Origin of the sequence: Flagellatimonas centrodinii (assembly GCF_016918765.2) — a bacterium.
GTDB classification, from domain to species: Bacteria; Pseudomonadota; Gammaproteobacteria; order Nevskiales; family Nevskiaceae; genus Polycyclovorans; species Polycyclovorans centrodinii.
In genome coordinates this window covers 3264182-3287876 of record NZ_CP092104.1, presented here as the reverse complement: position 1 = coordinate 3287876, position 23695 = coordinate 3264182, and the positions used below count along the sequence as shown (strand labels likewise).

Here is a 23695-nt window from a genome sequence, read left to right as displayed (position 1 = left end):
GGGCTGGGCGCGGGAGCTGCAAGCACTATAATTCGCGGCTTCGTGCGCACTCACCCCAAGGATTTTTCGAGCCATGACTTCTTTTGCCGACCGTGACGGTTTCATCTGGTACGACGGGGAGATGAAGCCCTGGCGGGAGTGCACGACGCACGTCCTGACCTATTCGCTGCACTACGGTGTCGGCTGTTTCGAGGGTGTGCGCGCCTACAAGACGCCGCAGGGCACGGCGGTGTTCCGGCTTGAAGAGCACACCCGGCGGCTGTTCAACAGCGCCAAGATCATCGGCATGAACATGCCCTGGGACGAAGCGCAGCTGAATCAGGCCCAGAAGGATGTGCTCAAGGCCAACGCGCTGGAGGCCGCCTACCTGCGGCCGATGGTGTTCTACGGATCCGAAGGGATGGGTCTGCGCGCGGCCGGCTTGCGCACGCATGTGATCGTGGCGGCCTGGCACTGGGGTGCCTACCTCGGTGCCGAGAACATGGAGCGCGGCATCCGCATCAAGACCAGTTCGTTCTCACGCCACTACGTGAACGCCTCGATGTGTCGCGCCAAGGCCAACGCCAACTATCTGAACTCGTCGATGGCGCTCAATGAAGTGTTGCGCGACGGCTATGACGAGGCCCTGATGCTCGACCCTGACGGCTATGTTGCCGAGGGCAGCGCAGAGAACATCTTCGTGGTGACCAACGGTGTTCTCTCCACTCCGGACGTCACCAGCGCACTGGACGGCATCACCCGGCGCACGGTGATGCAGCTGGCGGCCGACCATGGCTACACCGTGAAGGAACGTCGGATTACCCGTGACGAGCTCTACTGCTGCGACGAGGCATTCTTCACCGGTACCGCCGCCGAGGTCACGCCGATTCGCGAGGTGGACAACCGCGCGGTCGGCAACGGCAGTCGCGGGCCGATCACCGAAATCCTGCAAAAGGCCTATCTGGACGTGGTGACGGGCGAGACCGACCAGTATCCCGAGTGGCGTGCGCTGATCTGAGGCGGTTGATCTGGGCCAATCTTCCTAGTGCCTGCCTCCGGCAGGCGCGGTCTAAAGCGGCGCACTTGAAGATCGAACAGGAGTAGATGCATGGATGGCGGCACCCCGCAGTGGGACACGCTTTTCCGCAACGCGCTGGTGTTCGACGGCACCGGCGCCGCGCCGCGCACCCTGGATGTCGCGGTCCAGGACGGCCGTGTCGCCGCGATGGATGACCGGCTGGCGCCGGCCCAGGCGCGACAGGTGATTGACGCGACCGGCCGCTGGTTGATGCCCGGTCTGCTCGATGTGCACACCCACTTCGACCTCGAAGTGGAATTGGAGCCCGGCCTGCCGGAGGCGGTCCGGCATGGATCGACCACGGTGGTGGTGGCCAACTGCTCGTTGGGGCTGGCCTATGGCAATCAGCGTCGCAACGTTGAAGACCCCATCGTTGACTGTTTCGCCCGCGTCGAGAATGTCCCCAAGAGCGTGTTGCGCAAGGTGGCCGATGTCTGCACCTGGCGCACCTCGGCCGAGTATCTCGATCACCTCGACCAGCTGCCCCTGGGCCCCAACCTGGTCACCATGATCCCGCACTCGATGCTGCGCATCGAAGTCATGGGCCTGCAGGACTCGGTGAGTCGCCAGCCCAGCGAAGCCGAGCTGTCGCAGATGCAGTCGCTGGTGGAGCGCGGCATGGAAGAGGGCTATGTCGGCTTCTCCACCGATGCCCTGCCGTTCCACTTTCTCGCCAACCAGCCAAATACCCAGAAGCAGATCCCCACCCAGTTCGCGCCATTTGCCGAGCTCAAGCGTCTGACCGGGGTGGTGCGTCACTGGGGCCGGGTGTGGCAGGCGACACCGCCCAAGGATGACAAGCTGGCGGTGGTCCGCAACTTTCTGCTTACCTCCGGGCGCTTGTACGGCAAGACGCTCAAGGTGACGGCGGTGGCAGCGATTGACGTCACCGCCAACGCCTCGATCGTCAAATTGGGCCTGCTGCTGTCGAAAATCCTCAATTCGCGGCTGTTGCGCGGCATGTTCCGCCTGCAGGCGCTGGCAGCGCCGTTCAAGACCTGGAGCGATGGCGTGGTGACGCCGCTGGCCGAAGAGATTCCGGAACTGCGACGTCTCAACGAATGCGATCTCGAGGATCGTGAAGCGCGCATGAAGATCATGCACGACCCGGCATGGGTGGCGGATTTCCGCCGCATGTGGTTCCGCGGCAAGCGCGGCTTCAACCTCGCGCGTTTGATGACCTGGCTGCGTCGCTCCGACATCGTGTTGTCGCGGCGGCTGGATGACATGACCCTCGACCAGTGCCCGGTGGCGGACTGGAGTGGCGAAACCCTGCAGGCCATCTACGACCGCCTGCGGCGCTGGCAGCACAGCGGTAATGGTGCCCGCAGTGAGTCCGAGCGCGAGGCCTTCGCCAGCTTCCCGGCGGAACCGGACGATGCCGACTTCTTCATCCACCTGCTGCGGCGCTACGACACCGCGCTGCGCTGGTCGACGGTCACCGCCAATCGCGATCCCAAGGTGACCCGCGACCTGTTGTTCAACCCTCTGCTGCTGCCCGGGTTCAATGACAGCGGTGCGCATCTCACCAACATGGCCTTCTACGACGGCAACCTGCGCATGCTGCAGATCGCCCAGCGGGAAGGCGAGACGCGGGTGGCGCAGGCGGTGCACCGCCTGACACAGGAACCGGCCGAATTCTTCGGGCTCAATGCCGGCGTGCTGCGGGTCGGTGCACAGGCCGACATCGTGGTGGTCGATCCGAAGCGGCTGGCGCGCTACGACAGCGATGCCGGTGTGCGCTACCAGTACCGTGAGGCTTTCGATCATCACCAGCTGGTCAACCGCAGCGATGGCGTCGTGACCGAGGTGATGATCAACGGGCGTCTGGCCTGGCAGGGCACGCGGTATGTCGACGACTTCGGGCAAGCGCCGTTCGGGCGCCTGCTGCGACATCGGGACCACGCACGCGAGGTGGAGCGGCTCGCCGCCACCGCCTGAGCGGACCGGCCGGCCGTCACCAAGGCGGCCGGCCGGCTTTGCTATGGTGGGGCGAACCCATTCGCAGGACGTGCATGACCACGCTCACCAAGGCCTACAAGAACGAAACCTTCCTGATGAGCGAGGACGCGCGCCCGGTGCGCATCCTCTGCGAGTATCTGGAGCCCGCCCAGCGCTTCGAGCGCCTCGGCATCAAGAACGCAGTGATCTTTTTTGGCTCGGCGCGGCTGCGGGTCGATGCGCTGGCGCGCCACGACTACTATGCCCGCGCGGCCGACCTTGCCGAGGCGCTGGCGCGGTGGACCCGGGATCGGCACATCGATGGCGAGCGGTTTCACATCGTCACCGGCGGTGGTCCCGGCATCATGGAGGCGGCGCACGAAGGCGCCGCGCGGGTCGACCGTCGTCTCAATATCGGGCTCAACATCTCCCTGCCATTCGAGCAGCACGGCAACCCGCATGTCGAGGATGATCATGCGCTGGAGTTTCACTACTTCTTCCTGCGCAAGTTCTGGTTTCTCAACCTGGCGCGCGCGGCGGTGATCTTCCCGGGTGGTTTCGGCACCCTCGATGAACTATTCGAGTTGCTGACGTTGACGCAGACCGGCAAATCGGCGCCGATGCCGATCCTGCTCTACGGTCGCGAGTTCTGGGAGGGGCTGGTCAACTTCCCGATGCTGGCCGATCACGGGCTGATCAGCCATGAAGACCTCACCTTGTTCTCGATTGTCGACAGCGTCGACGAGGCGTTTGCCCGGCTGCGCGACGGCTTGACCGCCCCCGACGTCTGAAGGCCGCAAAGCGGAGTCGCCGCCGGCCGGCATCAGGCCCGTCGGCGCGGGCGTTCCTCGAAATCGAGATCGTCGTCGATCAACTGCCGCAGACGGCGTTCCTCCTTGAGCTTCTCGACATCCCGCCAGTCGCGCGAGCGGCCCAGCGGCGGCGGTGGCAGGTCGACGTTGGGAACGTCGTCGCCGTCGCTCTCGTCATCATCGGAGAACTCGTCGTAGCTGGCGCTGCTGTTGGCAGTCTTGGTGTCTGCCTGGGGCTGCGCTTTCTTCGATTTGCGGGGCATCAGGGGCGACCTCTCAGCAACCAATGGGCGGTTTTCGGCCGCTATTTAGCAGGCTTTTGGCGGCGGTGGAAGGGGGGGCGTCAACCGTGCCCCCGCAGGGGCCGATCACGAGCGCCCTGGGGCGAGGTGGTGGCGCATCCAACGGCGGTTTTCGGCGTTGCCGGGTGGGGCGGTCTCAGACCCGTGGCAGCTGCCCCGCGCGCCGCGCCGCGCGCAGGTCTGCGGGTTCATCAAGATCTTGATAGCCCCCCTCCTGAAGTACGTCCAGGCCTTGTTGACGCAACCGTCGCAGGGTCTGGGCGGCTTCGCGACCGGAGCTCCATGCCACCGCACGCAGGTGGACCGCCCGTCGGCTGCCGATGGCGACGAAACCGCCGTCCGCCGCCAGCAGCAGCAGCGCCCGGTCGGCCGGTTGCAGGGCTCGGGCGGCCGCTTGCAGGGCGGCAACGGTCAGGCCCGGGGCGTCGGTCCCGATCACCAGTACCGCCGTAACGCCCGGCGGTCGCTGCGAGAGTGCGATGGCCATGCGGTGGCCCAGGTCGCCACGCGGTTGTCGCCGGAGCGCGATGCCGTACTGCCGGCGCAGGGCGGTGAACAGCGGATGCCCGCTGTCAGGCGCAGTCCACAGCTCCACTGGCAGACCGGTGGCGGTGGCGGTGGCCAGGGTCCTGCGGCAGAGCTGTTGCTGGACGCGTGCCGCGCCTCGGGCGCCGATCGCCGGGATCAGTCGGGTCTTGCAGCGGGCAGCAACCGGTGCGCGGGCAAAGACGCGGATCAGAACCGTATCGTGGAGCATGGTGGGCGCAAGGGTAGGCGGCGCCGACCACAGACGCCAGTGGGCCCCGGGGGCGCTGGAAAGCGGTCGCCGAAGTGCTACACTTCGCGCCCTCGTGTGGGGCGGTAGCTCAGCTGGGAGAGCGCTGCGTTCGCAATGCAGAGGTCGGGAGTTCGATCCTCCTCCGCTCCACCACTCCTTCACCGATCCTCCGGGCGGCCGCCACAGGCGCCGACCGTTCGTCGCCTGTCATATGACAGCGCCCCGCAATCCCGCTGTGAACTGCTACCTTCGCGACCGTCATCAAACGGTCATCGAAAGGTCACGGTCGCGTCATGGAAATCTGCTGGGAGTCGGGCTCGGCCCGTGTCAATGGGCTGTCGCTGGCGTGGGAGGCGGCAGGGTCCGACCGCGGCGAGCCGCTGCTGATGATCATGGGCCTCGGCGGGCAATTGATCCACTGGCCGGATGCCCTGTGTCAGGACCTGCTGGCGCGCGGCTTCCGCTTGATCCGCTTCGATCATCGGGATGCCGGCCTGTCGGACGACGCCGACCGCGGGATTGCGCCCCACCTGCCACAGGACTGGCTGCGCAGTCGCTTCGGACGTGAAACCCGCAGCAACTACACCCTCCATGATCTTGCTGATGACGCGGTCGGACTGCTCGATCATCTGGCGGTCGGTCGCGCTCATGTGGTGGGGGTGTCGATGGGCGGCATGGTCGGGCAGATCGTCGCTGCCACCCGGCCGTCGCGGGTCCATAGCCTGACCTCGATCATGTCGACCACCAACCACCCCCGGTTGCCAGTGGCGCGTCTCGACGTGCTGTGGCGGATGGCCGGCGTCGGGCCGCGGCCGACCACCCGCGAGGGGGTGATCCGGCGCACCACGGCGATGCTGAAGCGCATCGGCAGCCCGGGCTTTCCAACGCCGACCGAATATCGTGCGCGGGTCGCCGGGCGCGCCTACGACCGTGCCTTTCGACCGCGCGGCATGGTGCGACAGACACAGGCGATTCTGGCGACCGGCAGTTTCGAACCCCTGCTGAGCCAGGTCCGGGCACCGACCCAGGTGATCCACGGCCTGTCCGACCCCTTGCTGCGTCCGGCCTGCGGGCAGCGCAGTGCGCAGTTGATTCGCGACGCCCGACTGGAGTTGGTGGCCGGAATGGGACATGACTTCGCGCTGCCGCTGATGCCGCGCTGGGCCGAGCTGATCGGCGCCAACGCCGCCCGCGCCTGAAGACGACGGCGCGGCGATGACCTAAGCTCCCGGTTCGGAAAGACAAGGGAGTCGCCGCAGATGCTGACCATCACCTCGTTGTACGCGGGCCTGTTGGCCCTCCTGTTTCTCGCCCTGAGTGTCCGTGTCGTGCAGGGCCGTTCAGGCCCTCAGGGCGTCGGGCTCGGTGACGGCGGCAACGCCGGTCTGCTGCGGCGCATCCGCGGGCACGGCAACTTCGCCGAGTACACGCCGCTGTCACTGATCCTGCTCGGCATCCTCGAGCTCGGCGGCACCCTGCCGGTCTGGCTGCTGCATGTGCTGGGGCTGACCCTGGTGGTGGCGCGGGTGCTGCACGGGATCGCCCTGAGCTTCACCGAGAAGTGGTTCTTCGGCCGCTTCTACGGCACCTTGTTGACCTTCATCCTGCTGGCGGTGATGGCGGCGCTGTGTCTGTGGCGGGGTATTGCGACGCTGCTACTGGTCTGAGCGCAGTCGCGGGCTGCTGCGCAGTTCGGCACGCAGCTGGTCGAGATTCTCACGCAGCAGATCGGCGACCAGCTCGTCGGTGCGAGGGTCATGCAGCACCTGTTCGATCACGCGCATCGCCGTGTCGATGACGCTCTGCACCACCTCGTCGTAGAACGGCAGCCGTGACAGCCGGCCGGTCTGCGGGTCGTCCTTGAGCTTTTCCTGGATCATCGCCCGCAGTTCGTACTGGTTTTCTTCCAGTGCGTTGGCGATGTTGCGGGTGTAGTGGCCGCGACTCAGGACCTGGCCGACCTCTTCCAGTACCGCCACCGTGATCGGGCGCTTGATGGTGTTGACGATCACGCCGGTGAAGTGCGTGAGCACCCGTTGCGTGATGGCTTCGCCGAAGGCGCGGTCGGCAGCCCGGCCGAAGCGGGCCAGCAGCACCACGATGCGGATCACCCGGAACAGACGGAATCCACGAATCGCCGGGTGGGCGACCGGGATCATGCCGAGAATCTCGTACCAGTTGCGCCAGAGGAAATCCCGACGCCAGCCGCTGACCCGCCAGCGCAGCAGGAATTCGGCGGCGAATACGGCGCAGATGGCAACATCGGTGCGGAGAATCCAGGTCCGCTGTTGCGGCGTGACGTCGCCCCAGGTCTCCCAGGCCAGCAGGCCCACCGAAAAAATGGCGAGCAACAGCATCAGCCAGTCGAGGATGCTGATGCGTCGCCACAGCGACGGGGTGGCCGGCTCCATGTCGATCCTTGGTGCGGGGGAGGAAGTGTTCAGGGTAGCGCAGGCGTCCGTCGTCGCGCCCAGAGGAGGACCTGCGACAGCAGACAGGGCAGTACCGTCAGCGTGACGGCCGACGAGAACAGCAGGCCGAACAACACCACCGCGCCGACCCCGCGGTAGAGCTCGGTGCCGGCGCCGGGAATCAACACCAGCGGGCCAAGCCCGAAGGTGGTGGTCAGTGTCGTCATCATCACCGGGCGCAACCGCTCGGCCACTGCCGTGCGGACCGCCTCGGCCACCGCCAAGCCGTTGCGCAGGTGTTCGCGGGTCCGTTCGACCACCAGGATCGGGTTGTTCACCACCGTGCCCAGCAGAATCAGGAAGCCGAGCATGGTGATCAGGTCGAACGGCTGCCGGATGCCGGCGACCGGTCCGCCGATCAGGTTGAGCAGCCACAGCCCGATGATGCCGCCCGCGATCCCCAGCGGCACCGTCAGCAGGATCAGCAGCGGATAGCCCCAGTGGGTGAAGATCGCCACCAGCAGCAGATAGCAGAGCAGCATGGCGACGATGAAGTTGGCGCCCAGCGCTTCGCGGGTGGCGTCGAGCTGATCGGCGGCGCCGGAGATGTCGAGACTGACACCGGCCGGGATCGCCCCCTCGTCGATCAGGGCATCGATGACGTCGCGCTGCACCGTGTCGACGCCGGTTTCGAGCGCGATACTGCGCGGCGGGATGATGTTGAGGGTGACGGTGCGCTGGCCATTGATGCGGCGCACGGTGCCGGTGTCGACCGTTTCTACCCAGCGGGCGAGGGCGCCGATCGGCAGCACGGTGCCGCCCGGGGTCGCCACCGGCAGCTGCTGCACGGCGGCCAGTGACTGCGCCTGCCCGGCCTGACTGAACAGGAAGATGTCGACCTTGTCGTCGCCTTCGAAGTACTCGTCCACGAAGGCCCCGTCGGTCAATGCCGCCACCGCGTAGCCGAAATCGGCTGCGTTCCACTCCACCTCGGCCAGCCGCGACCAGTCCGGCTGCAGCTCCACCAGCGGCTGTGCCAGCGTCAGGGCACTGGGTTCGGAGTTGATCTGCGGATCGGTCAGCACGCGGCCGGCGCGCTGGTAGACCTGCTCTGCGGTCTGGTAGAGCGTTGCCAGATCGCTGCCGGTGATGTCGACGTTGACGCTGCGGGTGCCGCCATCGTTGCTGGAGATGATGGAGCCGCGCGCGGCGAACGCCCGCATGCCGGGATAACTGCGGAAATGGTCGGTCAAGGCATTCATCAGGTGGTCGATATCGCCGGGGTCGACGGTTTCGGCGATGACCCGGAGCTGTTCCGGCTGTACCTGCAGGTTGAAATAGGCGATCGGCGGAATGGTGTCGGTACCATTGCCTTCGACATGGGGCAGAAAGTGCGCCTCCACCTGCTCGGCGATGGTGGCCATTTCCGCCAGGTTGTAGCCGGGGGGTGCCAGCATGCGGGCGAAGGTCTTGGGTTCCTCGCCTTCGGGCAGATACTCGGCTTCCGGCATCAGCGCCACGGTGGCGGCGGCGGTCAGCGCGGTCACACCGATGATGCAGGCCCATTGTCGCCGCGAGGTCGCCAACAGGGTGTCGACCCAGCGCGGTGGCGAGGGGTGCCCGCCGTCGGCCACCGGCGCGGCGAAGCGGAGCCGCTGACTGGCCACCGGAATCACGCTGATCGCCACCAGCATCGAGACGAAGATCGACGCCGAGATGGCGACCGCGATATCGGAGTAGAGCTGGCCCGCCTCCTGCTCGATGAACAGGATTGGCGCGAACACCAGGATGGTGGTCAGCGTTGCGGCCAGCACGGCCGGCCAGACCTCCTGCACGCCCTGCAGGGCCGCCTGCGCCGCGCCGAGCCCGCGGCGCCGCGCCCGCTCGATGCTCTCGAGCACGACGATGCTGTTGTCCAGTGTCATGCCGATGGCGAAGGCGACCCCGGCCAGCGAGATGACGTTGAGGGTGCGGCCGAACGCCAGCAGCCCGAGGAAGGCCGCGACCGTGCAGATGGGGATGCCCATCATCCCCACCAGGGTCATCGGCACGCTGCGGAAGAACAGCCACAACACACCCCCGGCCAGCACCGCGCCGAGCAGCAGGTTCTGCCAGACGTTGGCCACCGAGGCCTCGACATAGCGGACGTCGTCGGAGATCAGTTGCATCTCCAGGCCTGCCGGTTGCAGCACCTCGCGGTTGACCCGGGCCACCGCCGGCAGCATCGCCTCCTTGATGGCGATGACGTTGGAGCCGAGTTCCCGACGGACCGCCAGACTGACATTGGCAACACCGTTGACCCGCGACAGGGCGCGGACCTCGAAGTGGTCCATCACCACTGTGGCGACATCGCGCAGGCGGACTTCGGCGCGGCCGCCCCGGGTCAGCAGGGTGTCTTCGAGTGCCGCGAGATCGCGATAGCGGCCGCTGGTGCGAAGCAGGTAGCGACGCTTGCCGGTTTCGAGGTCGCCGGCGGAGACATCACGGTTGCGGGCGCGGATGGCGTCGCGCACGTCGGTCAGGGTCAGTCCTCGCTCGGCCAGCCGGGCCGGGTCCACCCGCACCTGCACCTGCCGCTCGGCGCCACCGCGGATGTCCACCTGCGAAACCCCGGGGACGCGCTCCAGTCGCGGGCGGACCTCGTCGTCGACGAAATCGCGGATCAGGTCAATGTCCAGGGATTGCGGATTGCCGGCGAGCGGCTGAATGCGGAAGTACATGAAGGCGTTGGCCGAAAACGAGTTGGCAAACAGCTGCGGCTCGTCAACGTTTTCCGGGTAGGCGGGCACCTGGCTGAGCGCGTTGTTGACGCGGATCAACGCCTCGTTGAGATCCACCCCGAACGGGAATTCCAGTTCGATCACGGCTTCGCCGGTGCTGGCGGTCGACTTCATCCGCTGCAGGCTGGGGATGCTGCGCAGCACATCCTCCTGCTCGATCAGGATTTCCTTCTCGACATCCTGCGGCGTGGCGCCAGACCATCGGGTCTCGACGCTGATGACCCGCACGTCGAGGTCGGGAATCATCTGAATCGGCACCCGTAGGGCCGCCAGCACGCCGAGCAGGCTGATGATGAGGGTGATGACGGCGATCAGGGTGCCGCGGCGCAGCAGGGCATCGAGCATGGCAGTCTCAGCGGCTGCGGACGGTCAGGGGCTGGCCCGGCTGCAGGCGCTCATTGCCGCGCACGATCAGCTCGGCCCCGGCCGGTAACGGACCCCGCACCTCGACCCGGTCCCCGCGCGGCGCGCCGAGAGTGACGGCGATATCGCGCGCGACCGGCGGCGATGTATTGCGGTCCACCACCCACACCGAAGCGGTGCCGTCGGCCCGTCGCAGAATGGCATCGCGCGGCACGCTGAAGGCGCCAGCGAGGGCCGGAAGCGGTAGCTGCACCTGGGCGGACATGCCGGGCACCACCGGCAGATCGGTGGTGAAACCGACCCGCAGCAGAAAGGTGCGGGCGTCGGCGCTGGCCTGCGGGACCTGGGCGATGACGCGGCCGTCGACAACGGTCGCCGGTCGATGGTCGAAGCGCAGTTTCACCGGCAGGTCGGGCGCGAGGCGGCCGTAATGTTCCTGCGGGACCTGGACATCGAGTCGGAGATCCTGCAGCGCCAGCACCTCCATCACCGCAGTGCCCGGGCTGACCCATTCGCCCGGCTCGGTCAGGCGCGCGCTGACGGTGCCATTGAAGGGCGCGCGCACGGTATGCCGCCGCACCCGCTCCGCCTGCTCGTCAGCTTCCGCCTGCAGGCGCGCCACCACCGCGTCGGCCTGCGCCTGCGCCGCTTCGCGCACCGCCAATTGGCTGGCCGGAAGGTTGCCACGGGAGACCAGGCGCCGGGCTTCGGTCACCAGCCGTGCGGCCTCTGCCGCGGCCACGGCGGCCTCATCCACCGCCGCCTGGCTGCGGGCCTCGGCGAGGCGGGCGAGCTGGACATCGAGTTGCAACAGCGGGGCCCCGGCGGCGACCGGATCACCGGCTTCCAACGCCACGCTGGCCACCTTGCCCGCCACCTCGGGCGAGACCCGCGAAACCTGGGCGGTGGTGACACTGCCGGTCAGCTCCAGACGCGCCTCGGGCGCCGTCGCAGACAGCTTCAGAATCTCGACCGGTACCGGGGTCTGGGCGCCAAGCGGACCGGCCAGGCTGCAGAGCAGCAGGGCCCACGAGCGGTGGACGCGAATCATCATCAACTCCCTAGTGTTCCATGGGCGCCCGTGCCGGCTGCCATGGCGGTCGGGTCGGATGCCGGTTCTGGTTCTGGTACTGCATATGAACGCCCCGTCGGCCGGAAGTTCGGCGACGTCAGGATGAGCAACTGACGCTGAGGGCGGCGGCCCACGCAGGCGGCAGGTCGGCCAGGTCGGCGAATTCGTCGGCATCCTGGTAGGGCGCCGACAGGGCGTCCATGAGTCGCGACAGCGGCGCGAAGTCGTCCTGCTCGGCTGCGGTGATGGCCAGTTGCAACAGGTGGTTGCGGGGCACCCGTGCCGGATTGGCCGATCGCTGCAGGGCCTCCCGGGCAACCGTGTCGGCGCGCTCGTCGTCGCGGCGATCGCGGTACTGGCGGTACCACGTGTCAAGCGCGGCCTGATCGAGGATCAGGTCGTGCAGCCGGTCGGGGTCCGGCAGGGCGCGGAAGCAGGTGGTGAAGTCATGGCGCCCGCGGGCCAGCAGATCGAGGAAGCCATTCATCAACGTGTCGTCGTCGTCGCGGTGTTCGCCGAGACCAAACTTGGTGCGCCAGGCGCGTCCGGCGGTCGCGCGGAAGCGCGTCGGAAACCGTTCAAGCAGCGCCCGTGCCGTGGTCAGCGCGCGGTCCTGGTCGGGATCGAGCAAAGACAGACAGGCTTCCAGCAGTCGCGCGCAATTCCAGTGCGCCACATGCGGCTGCTGGTCGTAGGCATAGCGCCCGGCCTCGTCACTGTGGTTGCAGATGTGACCGGGATCGTAGGCATCGAGAAAACCGTACGGACCATAGTCGAGTGTCAGGCCGAGCAGACTCATGTTGTCGGTGTTCATCACCCCATGACAGAAACCCAGCGTCTGCCAGTGGACGATCAGGTCTGCGGTACGGTCGATGATGTCACCGAGCCAGTCGGCGTAGCGACCCTCGAACTGGGGAAACCAGTTGGCGATCGCCCAGTCCGCGAGCTGACGAAGCTGTTGCAGTTGACCCCGATAGGCCCAGTATTCGAAGTGACCGAAGCGCAGAAAGCTGGGTGCCACGCGGAGTACGGTGGCCGCACGCTCCATGCGTTCGCGTCGCACCGGCTCGGAGGACACGCCGAGGGCGAGTGCCCGGGTGGTGGGGACGCCCAGGGCGTGCAGGGCCTCGCTGGCTACGTATTCGCGCAGGCTGGACCGCAGCACCGCCCGGCCGTCGGCAAAGCGCGAGAACGGTGTCGGGCCGCTGCCCTTGAGCTGCAGCTCGTGACGGGCCCCGGCTGCATCGGTGTGGACCCCGATCAGGTGGGCGCGGCCGTCCCCCAGTTGCGGGACGAACTGGCCAAACTGATGTCCGGCATAGACGGTCGCCACCGGCTGCGCGCCGGGCAGGGGCTGTGCGCCTGCCATCACCGCCCGCAGCGCCGGGCTGCCGGCCGCGAGCCCGGGCAACGACAGCGTGGCAGCCAGTGTCTCCGATACATGCGCCAGTTTCAGATCCGGCAGCGGCGTCGTCTCGACCGCAACCGCCCAGGGCTCGCCCAGAGCGCCCCAGGCGGTTTCGTAGGGCGTCGCGGTCATCCGCGGCCGACGCCGAGGCGCTGTCGCAACTCACCCGGGGTCAGGTATTTGGCGGGCGCGCCATGCATCGCGGTGATCAGCGCCGTCAGCTCCCGGTTCACCGGTGTCGGATGCCGGCAGCGTTCGCCGAGGCAGACGATTTCGCCGTTGAGCTGGCTGATCTCGGTGATCCGGCCATGCTCGAGGTCCGCCACCATCGACGGGTAGCTGCCCTCTTCGAGCCCGTTCTTGAACTTGGCGATCCACCACAGCACCGGCCCGCCGTGCAGCAGCAACAACCGATAGCCGGCATACCCCACCGGCATCGGCAGCTTGTAGCGGATGCCGGCCGCGGCCAGGACCGCGATCGCCTCATCCAGCACGCCGACATAGCAGGCGCGCAGATCCGGATGGGTGAACAGGTCCTTGAAGGTGGTGTGGGTGGCGGCGCCGATGGCGTTGGCAAGATTGATCAGCAACTTGCCCCACACCGCCGCTTCTCCGGCCACCTGCAGCACCTGCATGCCGGAGCGACCGAACAGGCCCAGCAGTCGTGCATCGTCGCTGCCGGCCATGACGATCGGCTTGGTGGTGATGCGGGCGTGCAGGGGCCCCAGCCGTTGACCGTTGAACATGATGCTCATCGGCACCACGCGCGCCTGCGGGAAGCGCTCGCGGATCACCCGCAGGCTGTTGACGCCGTTGAGGGTGGAAATCAGGGTGCAGCCCGAAGGAATGGCGGGGATCTGCTCGAGCACGCCCGCGAGGTCGGGAAATTTCACGCACAGCACCAGGTAGTCGACCCCCGCAAGGTCCAGCGAGGTGGTGAGTGCGGGCTTCGGCAGGATCAGGGGCGGGCGTCCGCTGGTGACGTGATCGACCCGAACCGCGTCGACGGTCTGCATGCCGCTGAGATCGCGGTCGCGCACATAGACCTTGATGGGCTCCTTGCCGGCATTGAGGACGTACGCAGTGAGAATCGTGCCGACTGCACCGGCGCCGACGAGCAGAATCATGTGCTGTTGCCCTGTCTGGATGGAATGCGCTTGGCTCGGCCCTGCGGGTCGTGCCGTTGTCCATAGGCTACCCCCGGGACCCACAACCGACAAACGCAGGACCGGCCGCGGCCCGAAGGCGGTAAGCTTGGTCGATACCGACCGTCAGGGGAGCGCCGGATGAGGATTCGCCACGTCGCAGGGGTGCTGTGGGGATTGGCCAGTGGGCCGTTGCTGGCCACGGACGCGACGAGCCTCGCGGCGGTGACCGATTGCATGCGCGGCAATATCCCGCCCACGGTCCGGGTCCAGAGCTTCGACCTGCGCACCGTGGATCGCGGGGGCGGCGAGCGCATCCTCCGCGGCCGCCTGCACGCGGCGCGCGAGGACGACCGGATGCGTGCCAACCTGCGCATTGATGCGCCGGCAGACCTGCGTGACGCCGCCTACCTGATGCGCGAGACCGCCGACGGTCGCGACGACATGTTCGTTTACCTGCCGGCGCTCAACAAGGTGCGCAGGATTCTCGGGGGCACCCGCGAGAACCCCTTGTTCGGGACCGACTTCAGTTACAACGACCTGCGCCACATGCAGAACGCCTTCGAGGGCGCCAATGGCCGGTTGCTGCCGGCGGAAACCGTCGACGGGCGCCCGGTTCATGTCATGGAGATGCGCGAACTCGATACCGAGGCCGAGCGCTATACCCATCTTCAGGCCTGGGTCGACCAGGAGAGTTGTGTCGCCCTCAAGGTGGAATTCCATGACGCCGACGGCGTGGTCAAACGGTTGATCAGTCCGGCCGCCAGCCTGGCTCGCGCCGGGGAGTACTGGTACGCCGGTGAGACCACCATGTTCGATCTGCGCGCCGGTTCCCACACCGACCTCACCATCACCGGCGTCACCAGCGGCGAGAATATCGCCGGCCGGTTGTTCAACCCCAGTCTGTTCTACCTCGGCAACTGACCGCGATCATGGAGCGCATCCTCGCCTGGCTGGTGGCGCACCCGCGCCGGGTGATCCTGGCCACGGCGCTGATATCGCTGGCCGCCGCGCTGAGTCTGTTTGATCTCGAAACCGGCCGCCTGCGGCTGCAGATCGACCCGTCGCTGGAGCGCCTGCTGCCCGCGGACGACGAGGGGCAGGCGGTATTTCAACGGCTGCAGACGGCGTTTGGCGACAGCGACCGCCTGCTGCTGGCGGTCAAACTGCCATCGGTCCTCAGCGCCGAGGGCCTGGCCAGCGTTGAACGCGCCACCACCGCGCTGCTGGCCGTGCCGGGCGTCGGCGACGTGCTGTCGTTGGCCACTGCGCCGAACCTGTTGGCCGATGCCCAGAGTCTGGATGTCAGCACGTTCAGCCGGCTGGCGGTCGAGCAGCCCGAGACCATCCCGGGGATGGCGGCGCAGATCGAATCGAACCCGCTCTATGCCGGGTCCCTGCTGACCGACGATGATCGGCTTGCGGCCTTCGTGATCAGCCTGGAGGGCGTCGATGCTGAAACCTTCCGGCGCACCGACATGGCCGCGGTGCTGCGCGCAGCGGCCCGGGTCGAGGGGGTTGAAGCGGTCTGGTTGACCAGTGCAGTGGTGATCCAGGCGGCTACCACGGATGCGTTGCTGCACACCCTGGGATTCACCCTGCCGGCGATCTTCGTATTGATCGTGCTGATGCTCGCCGTCGCCTTCCGCTGCCTGCGGGCGACCCTGGTGGCGACGGTGACCATCTGTATCAGCTTGCTGTGGACGCTGGCGCTGATGGTGTGGTTTCAGCTGCCGCTTAACCTGGTGACCTCGATCGTGCCGCCGCTGATCCTGACCCTGGCGCTGTCATACGCCGTCCACGTGCTGGCCGAATTCTTCTCGCCCAATCCGGCAGATGATCGTGGACGGCTGCTGCGGGTGCTGCGTCGGGCCAGTCTGCCACTGCTGCTCTGCGGCGCGACCACCGCCGCGGGCTTTCTCGCCCTGGGGCTGTCACCGCTGCCGGCCGTGCGGCAGTTTGCCGGGTTGGCATCGGCGGGCGTGGTCATTGCCATCCTGTTGATGCTGACCTTTCTGCCGGTGATGCTCGAGATCGCCGGATGCGCCGCCCACGGGCCGTTGCCGGGTACGGCCATGTGGACCCGTCTGGCCGAACGGCTGGCCCGCTTCGACGTGCGCTATCGCAGCATCATCATCGGGCTGTCGGTGGTGGCGATGGTGGTGGCCGGCCTGTTCGCCACCCGGATCCGCAGCGGCGCCGACTATATCGGCAACTTTTCGCCGGAGTCCGAGGTACGGGCCGACTTCGAGACGCTCAACACCGCCTTCAACGGCGCCACCATGGTGTCGATCCTGATCGAGACCTACGTCAACGACGCGTTGACGCAACCGGAGTTGCTGCGACAGATCGACGAGCTGCAGCGGTGGTTGCGGAGCCAGCCGGAAGTCGGTGCGGCGGTGTCCTATGTCGACCACCTGAAGGTACTCAACCAGAGTCTCAATGAGGGTGATCCGGCGTATTTCCGGATTCCCGACAGTGCTGCGGCGGCAAAGCAGATTCTGGTGTTCGGGGGTTCCGAGGCGCTCAAGCGGGCGGTCGATGCGGGCTTCCGCAGTGCCGTCGTCTCGATCCGGCTCAATGTCGATGACTCCATCGCCATTGCCGATTTCGTGCAGCGCACCGAGGCGCGGCTGGCGCAATTGCCACGACCGCTCGATGCGGCACTGACCGGGACACCGGTGATCGCCACCCGCACGGTCGAGGTGCTGGCCAGCGGGCAGTGGCAGTCGATGGGGGTCGCGCTGCTGGTGATCCTGCTGATGCTCAGCGTACTGTTCAACTCGCTGCGGGCGGCGGCGCTGGCATTGCTGCCCAATCTGGCACCGATCGTCACCTACTTCGGCCTCCTCGGCCTCACCGGCGTCAGCCTCAATCCGACCACCAGCCTCATCGCCTGCATCGTGCTGGGGATTGCGGTCGACGACACCATCCATTTCCTGACGCGGTTCAATCACGATGCCCGTGCCAGCGGCAGCGAGCAGAAGGCCGTCGCCTCCGCCCTGGGCCATACGGTACGGCCGGTCACCCTCACCAGCATCGCGCTGATCCTCGGATTTCTGGTGTTCACCGGCAGTGAGTTGCGCAACCAGGTGCAGTTTGGCTGGCTGTCGGCGCTGACCCTGGCGCTGGCGTGGGGTGTCGACCTGACCCTGACCCCCGCCCTGGGATCGAAGCTGCGTATCGTCAGCCTCTGGGACCTGCTGCGGCTCGACCTCGGGCAGTCGCCCCAGCACACCATTCCGATGTTTGCCGGGTTGAGCCTGCGGCAGGCGCGCCTGTTCGCCCTGATGGCGCGCATGGAGGTGGTCGAGGCGCAGGCGGCGGTGATCCGCGAGGGGGAGGTGGCCCGCGACATGTACGTCATCGTCGATGGTCGGCTGGAGGTCTGGGTCGATCGGGACGGCGAGCGCCGGGTACTGGCCGAGATGACCCGCGGTGCGGTGGTCGGCGAGACCGGCTATTTCGGCCAGCGGCGCACGGCCCATGTCACCGCGGTAACACCTGCGCGGGTGTTGCGCTTCAACTCCCAGGATCTTGAGCGCGTCCGGCTTCGCTATCCGCGCATTGCTGCCACCCTGTTTCGCAACCTCAACCGCATCCAGGCCGAACGCATCGCCCGGATGACGGCGATGGTGAAGTAGGGTGGGGCGTTGGCGCCCGCCCGCGCCCACCGCCTCGCCGTACATCACGGCGGAGGGTCAGGCGCGCATGAAGGCCGAATTCGAACACCTCTGGCGCAGTCGGCGACCGGAGGTGGTGCGGGCGTTGGCGGCGGCGGCGGCGGAGGGCGACCGCTCCGAGAATGCCGAATACCAGTACCGCAAGAAGGAACTGCGCGAGATCGATCGGCGGTTGCAGTACCTGACCGGACGTCTGGAGGTCTTGCAGGTGGCGGCGCAGGCCCCCGCCGATCCGTCTCGGGTCTACTTCGGCGCCTGGGTCGTGGTTGAGGATGACCAGGGGGTCGCCCGCAGTTTTCGTCTGGTCGGCGCCGACGAAGTGGATACGCCCCGCCGCTGGATCAGCATCGATGCGCCATTGGCGCGGGCCCTGTTGGGCAAGCGGATCGGTGATGTGGTGACGGTCATGCTGCCGGCAGGGCGGCAGGTTCTGGAAATCACCGCGCTGCGATACGACGCGCCACCGGATCTCGAAGACTGATCGGATCATGGCGCTGTCACAGCACGCTGCGATGCTTGGGGATTACGCACGGGAGCAGGGGCGATGACGACGCGGCGGGGATTTCTCAAGGCGCTGGGGGGCGCGGGCACGCTGGCAGTGCTGTCCGGGTGCGGGGACAGCACAGCGCCGGAGGGGGTCAATGGACTACCGGCCGATTTCGATTTTCCGACCGTGACCACTGCACCGTTCTGCCATGGCGTCGCCAGTGGTGACCCGCTCGGCGACCGGGTGATCATCTGGACCCGCGTCACCGAGGCGCAACCCAGCGCCGCAGCCGTGCCGGTGCGCTGGACGGTGGCCCGCGACCCCGGACTGAACGATGTCGTCCGCCAGGGCACCCAGGCGGCGGTAGCGCAGCACGACTGGACCATCAAGGTCGATGTCACCGGTCTGCAGCCGGCCACCACCTACTACTACGCCTTCGAGGCCCTCGGCGGCCGTTCGATCACCGGTCGTACCCGCACGGCACCGGCGTCCGCGGTGGGGCAGGTGCGCCTGGCGGTGGTGGCCTGCTCCAGCTACTGGTCGAGTCACTGGAGTGGCTACGGTCACCTGGCCCGGCGCAACGACCTTGATCTGGTGCTGCATTGCGGCGACTACATCTACGATTTCGTCGACGAGGATGAAGAGGTGCGGGCCCGCGGCAACCGGTTCGATACCGCGGACGTCGACTATCGAGACTGGCTGAATCTCGACGAGGTCCGTCGGCGTTACGCCTTGTATCGTTCTGACCCCAACCTCTGCCGCGCCCACCAGCAACACCCGTGGATGATCGTCTGGGACAACCATGACATCGACCCCGGGTACGGCAACGAGTTGCCGACGCCGTTTGATGGCCTGTCCGGCGACACCACCCTGGACGACACCTGCCGGGCCTTCTGGGAATGGACGCCATCCCGACCGGTGCGGGCTGACGGCTCCGGCGACTTTCTGCTGGTTGACGATGGCCGCTATCCGGTCCCGGAAAACGTGCGACTGGTTTATCGGCGACTGCCGTTCGGTCCGATGGCCGAGATTTTCGGCGTCGATACCCAGATCGGCCTCCCCCGGTACGACCAGCCCCTGGATGCGGGGCACCTAGCTGACGGTGAGCCCACCCTGTTCGGTCGGCGGCAGTTCGACTGGCTGTCGAACGGTCTGGTCGATGCCGAACAGCGCGGCGTGCGCTGGAAGATCGTCAACAACCAGACCTGGATGAGCCCGGTGGACGTGCCGTCGATCGTTGAAGGCGTGTCGCTGCCCAAGCTGGGCCTGTCCCGATGGGCCGACTATCCCGGCGAACGGGCCGCCTTGTTCCGGCACCTGCGCGGTGAGAATCCGCAGCAGCTGCGGGTGCGCGGGACGGTGCTGGTATCGGGTGATGCGCACGGCAACCTGGGTGCCGACCTCATCGAGAACGATGCGGTGCTCTCGCCTTATGTGTCGGGGCTGCCGTTACCGTCGCTGCGCAGCGGTTCGACCGTCGAGAACCGGCTTGCCGGTATGGTCCGCGCCACCAGTGGCAACCTCGGGCCGCTCAACCTGCGGGGCAACAGCGTTGGTGTCGAGTTCGCGCCCAGCTCCATGGGCCGGGGCGGGGCCGACGAGATCTTCGCCAATGCCGTGCCGGGCAACCCGCAGCTGCTCAACGTGGTCGGCGCCCGGGCGTTGGAACTGGTGGTTGCCACCGGCAACAAGAATGTCCAGTTCATCGAGTGGGTCGATCACGGCTACGGCATCGTCGACCTCAGCGCCGAGCGGGCGATCTTCGAATACTGGTGGCAGGACAAGCTGACCCCGGACAGCCCCGATATTCTCGGGATGCAGATGGTCAGCTGGGCTGACGATGACCCTGCTGCGCTGCCCAGCCCCCGTTTCCGCGACCAGCTGGATACGGTGGCGCTGCACGGCCTGCCGGTGGTGGCGACGGTCGGTGAGCGGCAGGATCAGCCGGCCCCGGAGGGCGTGCTGCGGCCGGCCTGACCCGGTTCAGCGCGGCTTCCTGCCCTGATAGACGGCCACCAGTCGGCGTGCCGCATCGCCGACGCTGGCCGCCGGACCATGTGCGCGAAAGGCCAGACGGGTGGCATTGGCGCCTTCCATCAACAACATGAGACTGTCGGCAAGGTCGTTGGGCGCCTCGGTGTTGAGGCCGGCACAGAGGCGTCGAAGGCGCGCGCGCACCGTGCGCTTGTGAGCAACGATCACCGCTCTGCCCGGGTGTTCGCTGTCACCGATTTCGACGGCGGCGTTGGCGATGGCACACCCGCGGGAATCGCGACTGCAGGTCTTGGTGGCGAGCGCGTCGAACAGGGCCAGCAACTGCGCTTCGCTGTCGCGCTCATGCGGCGCCACGACTTCATTCCACCAGGCCCAGAAGTCCTGTTCGGAGGCGCGCAGACATTCGGCCACCAGCGCATCCTTGGAGGGGAAGGCCCGATACAGGCTCATCTTGGTGGCGCCGGCCGCCTGGGCGATGGTTTCGACACCGACGCCATGGATGCCGCGGCGGTAGAACAGTTCACGCGCGGCTTCGAAAATGCGGTCGCGGGCACTACGGCGCGGTTGTGGGTCAGTCATCGTCAGCGTCCCTCCGGCGGGCCATCATGCACCAGTCACCGACGAGTTGAAACGACCGGATCGATAGCGCGCCACGAATGTGACATGCATCTGTCCAGACCTGCCGCTACCCTGAAGCCTGTCCGCCCCCGGAGCCCCCATGCCACAACGTCCTCTCCTGTTGATCACCGGTGCCGGTGGCGGTATCGGCCGTGCGACCGCCGAGCGCGCAGCTGCCGCCGGCTATGAGGTGGCGGCCAGCGATCGCAATGTTGAAGCGCTCGACGCCACGGTGGCGGCGATCCGTGCGACCGGTGGCGAAGCCGAGGCCTGGCCCTGCGACATCGGGGATGCCGTCGCCGTGGCCGGCCTGTTTGCCGGATTGCGAGACCGCTACGGCCGTCTGGATGCCGCCTTCAACAATGCCGGTGTCGGCGGCAGCGGCGGTGTCGGCCTGGCCGACACCGATGACGAGGCCTGGGAGGCCGCGCTGCGCGTCAACCTGTCCGGCACCTACCATTGCCTCAAGCACGAGATCCGCTGGATGCGCGAAACCGGCGGCGGCGCCATCGTCAACAACAGTTCGGTGCTCGGTATCAACGGCGGCATCAGCGCACCGTATACCGCGACCAAGCATGCGATCGCCGGGCTCACCAAGTCGGCCGCGTTGTCCTATGGCGGCGACGGCATCCGCGTCAACGCAGTCTGTCCAGGATTCATCAATGCCGGCATGGGCCTGAACCTGTTCAGCCGCCATGCCGAGGCGACCCGCGCGGTGATCGGGCAACTGCCACTGCCGCGGCCGGGCAGTGCCGACGAGGTTGCGGATGCGGTCCTGTGGTTGTGCTCGCCCGCTGCGGGCTATGTCACCGGCACCCTGCTGCCGGTCGACGGCGGCTTTTCCGCTCGGTAGCGCAGGCCAGCGCGCGGCGCGCCATCGTCGCAGCGCCGCGAACCTCGCGCACCGTTCAGGCGTCCGTTGATGCGGCGGAACGGCCGCAGACCCAGACCGAGCAGGGTGCCCGTGACAGGACCCGCTCGGTCACGCTGCCGAGGAGAAAATGCGCCCAACTGCCCATGCCGCCGCGGGCCATTACGATCAGGTCGCGGCCATCGGCTTCGGCGTACTGCAGGATGACCTGCGGGGCCGAGCCGGCCACCACCTGGCGTTGCGGCTCCGGTCGAACCGGGTGGTCCTGCAGGAAGGCTGCCAGCCCGGCGGTGCCATGCTCGACCTGCGCCTGCTCGAAACGCGTCGGATAGTAGGGCGGGATCGGCCAGTCCTCGACCACGTGCAGAACGGCGAACTTGGCCGAATGCTGGCGCGCCAGTGCCGCCGCCACGGCGAGGGCGTCAGCCGACGCGGGGGACAGATCCACCGCCGCGACAATGTTGTCGAAGCCACCGCTGACCGGCGCACTGCCGTGTCGGGCGTTTACTACCAGGACCGGTCGCTTGGACAGACGCACCACGCCTTGCGCGTCGGAGCCGAGAAACAGCTTTTTCAGGCCGGCGCGACCGTGACTGCCGACCACGATGAGACTGGCATCGATCTTCTCGGCGTGGTCGGCGATAACAGTGGCCGCATCAAAGCCGGACAGCAGCGAGTGCGCGACCGGTATGCCGATGGTGTCGACCAGGTGATCCATCTGACGGCGTGCCTGCGCCCGCATGGCCTCGGTGAGGCCATCAAGGTCCGGCACGTGCTCCGGCACATACGCCGCTGGCGGGATCACCAGCACGTTGAGCAGGTGCAGCTCGGCATCGTGGTGCCGGGCCAGTTGCACGGCCTGCGCCTGTGCGTTGTGCGAGGCTTCAGAGAAGTCGGTGGCAAACAGAATGCGGTGCAGGTCGGTCATGTTGCGTCTCCAAGTCGAGGGCCACGATGCCGCCTGGAACGACAGCGACGTCCTCTACCCTACGCCTTCGCACCGTCATCCGAGCTGACCTGGGTCAACCCCACGGTCGTCATGCCACCCGCGCGACCCCGCGGGAAACGTAGGTGAGCGGCCGGGGGCCCTGCAGATAACTGGCCTCGAACTGTTCGATGGCAAACCCCGCCCGTTCCAGCATCGGACGGACATCGCGGTTGAGATGGCAGCCGCCGGCGATCGGTTTCCACCAGGGGGTCAGCCGATGTTGCCAGCGCTGTACGCTGTCATCGGGCGCCAGGCCGTGCTCACAGAACAGCAGGCGGCCGCCCGGCTTGAGGACCCGTTTCATTTCCCGCAACGCGGCGTCGGCGTCGGGAATGGTGCAGAGGGTGAAGGTGCAGACCACGGTATCGAAACTGGCATCGGCGGCGGGGATGGTCTCGGCCGACAGGGTCATCAATTCGACTGTCAGACCGGCCTCGCGGGCGCGCCGTTCGGCCTTGCTGTTCATTTGCTCGGCCGGGTCCAGGCCGATCAGCTGTTCCACTTGCTCACGGGCGTAGAAGGGCAGGTTGCGACCGGTGCCGATGCCGATTTCGAGAATGCGACCGCGCGCCAGTGGCAACAGGCGGGCGCGCTCGCGTTGCACGGCCTTCATGCCGCAGCAGGCGTCGATCAGCACGGGCATCAGGTAACGATCATAGAGATTCAAGGGCGTGTTCCAGGCGTTGTTCGGGCGGGATCGACTGCGGCCGGCCGGCGCAGTCCTGTGCGGTGTGAATGGCAGACACTGCGGTGGGCTCACAGAGGGCCGAACGCGAAGCATAGCCAATTAGCAGCCCGACCGCGCAGGCCAGGGTGAAGGCGATCAACAGATCCTGCAGCAATCGCCCCGGACGGCTGCGCCGGGGCGGGCGGACGCTGGTGACGGGCGGTAGCGGGCGGGGCGGTGACATGCACGATTCCGGTGGACGATGCGGCCGCCACTCTGCCAAGCTGGCGCTGACCGTAACAGATACAAAAGTAGCC

Annotated in this window: 21 protein-coding genes and 1 tRNA gene; 11 read left to right on the top strand and 11 right to left on the bottom strand. The window is 67.2% G+C overall.

Annotated elements, in window-relative coordinates; translation table 11 throughout:
• The first annotated feature begins 73 nt into the window (after positions 1 to 73).
• The 3 genes from JN531_RS15800 to JN531_RS15790 all read left to right on the top strand — a co-directional run bounded on the left by JN531_RS15800 (position 74) and on the right by JN531_RS15790 (position 3789).
• Complete coding sequence (locus JN531_RS15800; protein WP_228349814.1) at positions 74 to 997, top strand: branched-chain amino acid transaminase; 924 nt, start codon at positions 74 to 76, stop codon at positions 995 to 997.
• Between the two features lie 90 nt (positions 998 to 1087).
• Positions 1088 to 2998: an N-acyl-D-amino-acid deacylase family protein gene (locus tag JN531_RS15795; protein ID WP_228349813.1), complete on the top strand. Its 1911-nt coding sequence runs from the start codon at positions 1088 to 1090 to the stop codon at positions 2996 to 2998.
• Between the two features lie 74 nt (positions 2999 to 3072).
• Positions 3073 to 3789: an LOG family protein gene (locus JN531_RS15790; RefSeq protein WP_228349812.1), complete on the top strand. Its 717-nt coding sequence runs from the start codon at positions 3073 to 3075 to the stop codon at positions 3787 to 3789.
• Positions 3790 to 3821: 32 nt separating this feature from the next.
• Here JN531_RS15790 and JN531_RS15785 read toward each other — a convergent pair whose 3' ends face one another.
• Both JN531_RS15785 and JN531_RS15780 read right to left on the bottom strand, forming a co-directional pair.
• Entirely contained in the window at positions 3822 to 4073 is a 252-nt protein-coding gene (locus JN531_RS15785) for a hypothetical protein (RefSeq protein ID WP_228349811.1), read from the bottom strand.
• 175 nt (positions 4074 to 4248) lie between these two features.
• Positions 4249 to 4869, bottom strand: a complete 621-nt coding sequence (locus JN531_RS15780; protein WP_228349810.1) for a TIGR04282 family arsenosugar biosynthesis glycosyltransferase — start codon at positions 4867 to 4869, stop codon at positions 4249 to 4251.
• Between the two features lie 98 nt (positions 4870 to 4967).
• On the opposite strand from JN531_RS15780, the gene JN531_RS15775 reads away from it, so the two are divergent.
• The 3 genes from JN531_RS15775 to JN531_RS15765 all read left to right on the top strand — a co-directional run bounded on the left by JN531_RS15775 (position 4968) and on the right by JN531_RS15765 (position 6557).
• Positions 4968 to 5043, top strand: a tRNA-Ala gene (locus tag JN531_RS15775).
• 140 nt (positions 5044 to 5183) lie between these two features.
• Positions 5184 to 6089, top strand: coding sequence for an alpha/beta fold hydrolase (locus tag JN531_RS15770; RefSeq protein WP_228349809.1), 906 nt, complete (start codon positions 5184 to 5186; stop codon positions 6087 to 6089).
• 60 nt (positions 6090 to 6149) lie between these two features.
• Positions 6150 to 6557: an MAPEG family protein gene (locus JN531_RS15765; protein ID WP_228349808.1), complete on the top strand. Its 408-nt coding sequence runs from the start codon at positions 6150 to 6152 to the stop codon at positions 6555 to 6557.
• Here the strand turns inward: JN531_RS15765 and JN531_RS15760 are convergent.
• The 5 genes from JN531_RS15760 to JN531_RS15740 form a co-directional block, all read right to left on the bottom strand.
• On the bottom strand, positions 6546 to 7301 hold the full coding sequence (locus JN531_RS15760) for an ion transporter (RefSeq protein ID WP_228349807.1): 756 nt from the start codon (positions 7299 to 7301) through the stop codon (positions 6546 to 6548). The genes JN531_RS15765 and JN531_RS15760 overlap by 12 nt on opposite strands.
• 29 nt (positions 7302 to 7330) lie before the next feature.
• On the bottom strand, positions 7331 to 10426 hold the full coding sequence (locus tag JN531_RS15755) for an efflux RND transporter permease subunit (protein ID WP_228349806.1): 3096 nt from the start codon (positions 10424 to 10426) through the stop codon (positions 7331 to 7333).
• 7 nt (positions 10427 to 10433) lie between these two features.
• Positions 10434 to 11498 (bottom strand): efflux RND transporter periplasmic adaptor subunit, encoded by a 1065-nt coding sequence (locus JN531_RS15750; RefSeq protein ID WP_239795315.1) that lies wholly within the window; start codon positions 11496 to 11498, stop codon positions 10434 to 10436.
• Between the two features lie 115 nt (positions 11499 to 11613).
• Positions 11614 to 13056 carry a protein adenylyltransferase SelO gene (locus tag JN531_RS15745; protein ID WP_228349804.1) on the bottom strand — a complete coding sequence of 481 codons (1443 nt, stop codon included), beginning with the start codon at positions 13054 to 13056 and terminating at the stop codon, positions 11614 to 11616.
• Positions 13053 to 14051, bottom strand: a complete 999-nt coding sequence (locus JN531_RS15740) for a ketopantoate reductase family protein (RefSeq protein ID WP_228349803.1) — start codon at positions 14049 to 14051, stop codon at positions 13053 to 13055. The genes JN531_RS15745 and JN531_RS15740 overlap by 4 nt, the downstream gene beginning before the upstream one ends.
• Positions 14052 to 14210: 159 nt before the next feature.
• Between JN531_RS15740 and JN531_RS15735 the strand changes: the two genes are divergently transcribed.
• The 4 genes from JN531_RS15735 (at position 14211) to JN531_RS15720 (ending at position 20216) form a co-directional block, all read left to right on the top strand.
• A complete protein-coding gene (locus JN531_RS15735) occupies positions 14211 to 14993 on the top strand; it encodes an outer membrane lipoprotein-sorting protein (RefSeq protein ID WP_228349802.1) in 783 nt (260 codons plus the stop codon).
• 8 nt (positions 14994 to 15001) lie between these two features.
• Complete coding sequence (locus JN531_RS15730) at positions 15002 to 17713, top strand: efflux RND transporter permease subunit (RefSeq protein WP_228349801.1); 2712 nt, start codon at positions 15002 to 15004, stop codon at positions 17711 to 17713.
• Between the two features lies 1 nt (position 17714).
• Positions 17715 to 18233 (top strand): transcription elongation factor GreB, encoded by a 519-nt coding sequence (gene greB / locus JN531_RS15725; protein WP_228349800.1) that lies wholly within the window; start codon positions 17715 to 17717, stop codon positions 18231 to 18233.
• 63 nt (positions 18234 to 18296) lie between these two features.
• Positions 18297 to 20216 (top strand): alkaline phosphatase D family protein, encoded by a 1920-nt coding sequence (locus JN531_RS15720; protein WP_228349799.1) that lies wholly within the window; start codon positions 18297 to 18299, stop codon positions 20214 to 20216.
• Positions 20217 to 20222: 6 nt separating this feature from the next.
• Here JN531_RS15720 and JN531_RS15715 read toward each other — a convergent pair whose 3' ends face one another.
• Positions 20223 to 20813 carry a TetR/AcrR family transcriptional regulator gene (locus JN531_RS15715; RefSeq protein WP_228349798.1) on the bottom strand — a complete coding sequence of 197 codons (591 nt, stop codon included), beginning with the start codon at positions 20811 to 20813 and terminating at the stop codon, positions 20223 to 20225.
• Between the two features lie 139 nt (positions 20814 to 20952).
• On the opposite strand from JN531_RS15715, the gene JN531_RS15710 reads away from it, so the two are divergent.
• Positions 20953 to 21705, top strand: coding sequence for an SDR family NAD(P)-dependent oxidoreductase (locus JN531_RS15710; protein WP_228349797.1), 753 nt, complete (start codon positions 20953 to 20955; stop codon positions 21703 to 21705).
• A 55-nt stretch (positions 21706 to 21760) separates the two neighbouring features.
• Here the strand turns inward: JN531_RS15710 and JN531_RS15705 are convergent, their stop codons facing one another.
• From JN531_RS15705 to JN531_RS15695, 3 genes are all read right to left on the bottom strand, one after another.
• Positions 21761 to 22651, bottom strand: a complete 891-nt coding sequence (locus JN531_RS15705; protein WP_228349796.1) for a universal stress protein — start codon at positions 22649 to 22651, stop codon at positions 21761 to 21763.
• 109 nt (positions 22652 to 22760) lie between these two features.
• Entirely contained in the window at positions 22761 to 23378 is a 618-nt protein-coding gene (locus JN531_RS15700) for a class I SAM-dependent methyltransferase (protein ID WP_228349795.1), read from the bottom strand.
• Positions 23365 to 23622: a hypothetical protein gene (locus JN531_RS15695; RefSeq protein ID WP_228349794.1), complete on the bottom strand. Its 258-nt coding sequence runs from the start codon at positions 23620 to 23622 to the stop codon at positions 23365 to 23367. The genes JN531_RS15700 and JN531_RS15695 overlap by 14 nt, the downstream gene beginning before the upstream one ends.
• Positions 23623 to 23695 lie beyond the last annotated feature (73 nt).

Excerpts from the sequence above, each read along its gene's own strand:
- JN531_RS15770 (WP_228349809.1), top strand. The coding sequence starts at position 5,184 with ATGGAAATCTGCTGGGAGTCGGGCTCGGCCCGTGTCAATGGGCTGTCG.
- JN531_RS15765 (WP_228349808.1), top strand. The coding sequence starts at position 6,150 with ATGCTGACCATCACCTCGTTGTACGCGGGCCTGTTGGCCCTCCTGTTT.
- JN531_RS15710 (WP_228349797.1), top strand. The coding sequence starts at position 20,953 with ATGCCACAACGTCCTCTCCTGTTGATCACCGGTGCCGGTGGCGGTATC.
- JN531_RS15785 (WP_228349811.1), bottom strand. The coding sequence starts at position 4,073 with ATGCCCCGCAAATCGAAGAAAGCGCAGCCCCAGGCAGACACCAAGACT.
- JN531_RS15790 (WP_228349812.1), top strand. The coding sequence starts at position 3,073 with ATGACCACGCTCACCAAGGCCTACAAGAACGAAACCTTCCTGATGAGC.
- JN531_RS15795 (WP_228349813.1), top strand. The coding sequence starts at position 1,088 with ATGGATGGCGGCACCCCGCAGTGGGACACGCTTTTCCGCAACGCGCTG.
- JN531_RS15730 (WP_228349801.1), top strand. The coding sequence starts at position 15,002 with ATGGAGCGCATCCTCGCCTGGCTGGTGGCGCACCCGCGCCGGGTGATC.
- JN531_RS15750 (WP_239795315.1), bottom strand. The coding sequence starts at position 11,498 with ATGATGATTCGCGTCCACCGCTCGTGGGCCCTGCTGCTCTGCAGCCTG.
- JN531_RS15760 (WP_228349807.1), bottom strand. The coding sequence starts at position 7,301 with ATGGAGCCGGCCACCCCGTCGCTGTGGCGACGCATCAGCATCCTCGAC.
- JN531_RS15705 (WP_228349796.1), bottom strand. The coding sequence starts at position 22,651 with ATGACCGACCTGCACCGCATTCTGTTTGCCACCGACTTCTCTGAAGCC.
- JN531_RS15720 (WP_228349799.1), top strand. The coding sequence starts at position 18,297 with ATGACGACGCGGCGGGGATTTCTCAAGGCGCTGGGGGGCGCGGGCACG.
- JN531_RS15745 (WP_228349804.1), bottom strand. The coding sequence starts at position 13,056 with ATGACCGCGACGCCCTACGAAACCGCCTGGGGCGCTCTGGGCGAGCCC.
- JN531_RS15715 (WP_228349798.1), bottom strand. The coding sequence starts at position 20,813 with ATGACTGACCCACAACCGCGCCGTAGTGCCCGCGACCGCATTTTCGAA.
- JN531_RS15740 (WP_228349803.1), bottom strand. The coding sequence starts at position 14,051 with ATGATTCTGCTCGTCGGCGCCGGTGCAGTCGGCACGATTCTCACTGCG.
- JN531_RS15695 (WP_228349794.1), bottom strand. The coding sequence starts at position 23,622 with ATGTCACCGCCCCGCCCGCTACCGCCCGTCACCAGCGTCCGCCCGCCC.
- JN531_RS15780 (WP_228349810.1), bottom strand. The coding sequence starts at position 4,869 with ATGCTCCACGATACGGTTCTGATCCGCGTCTTTGCCCGCGCACCGGTT.
- JN531_RS15800 (WP_228349814.1), top strand. The coding sequence starts at position 74 with ATGACTTCTTTTGCCGACCGTGACGGTTTCATCTGGTACGACGGGGAG.
- JN531_RS15755 (WP_228349806.1), bottom strand. The coding sequence starts at position 10,426 with ATGCTCGATGCCCTGCTGCGCCGCGGCACCCTGATCGCCGTCATCACC.
- JN531_RS15735 (WP_228349802.1), top strand. The coding sequence starts at position 14,211 with ATGAGGATTCGCCACGTCGCAGGGGTGCTGTGGGGATTGGCCAGTGGG.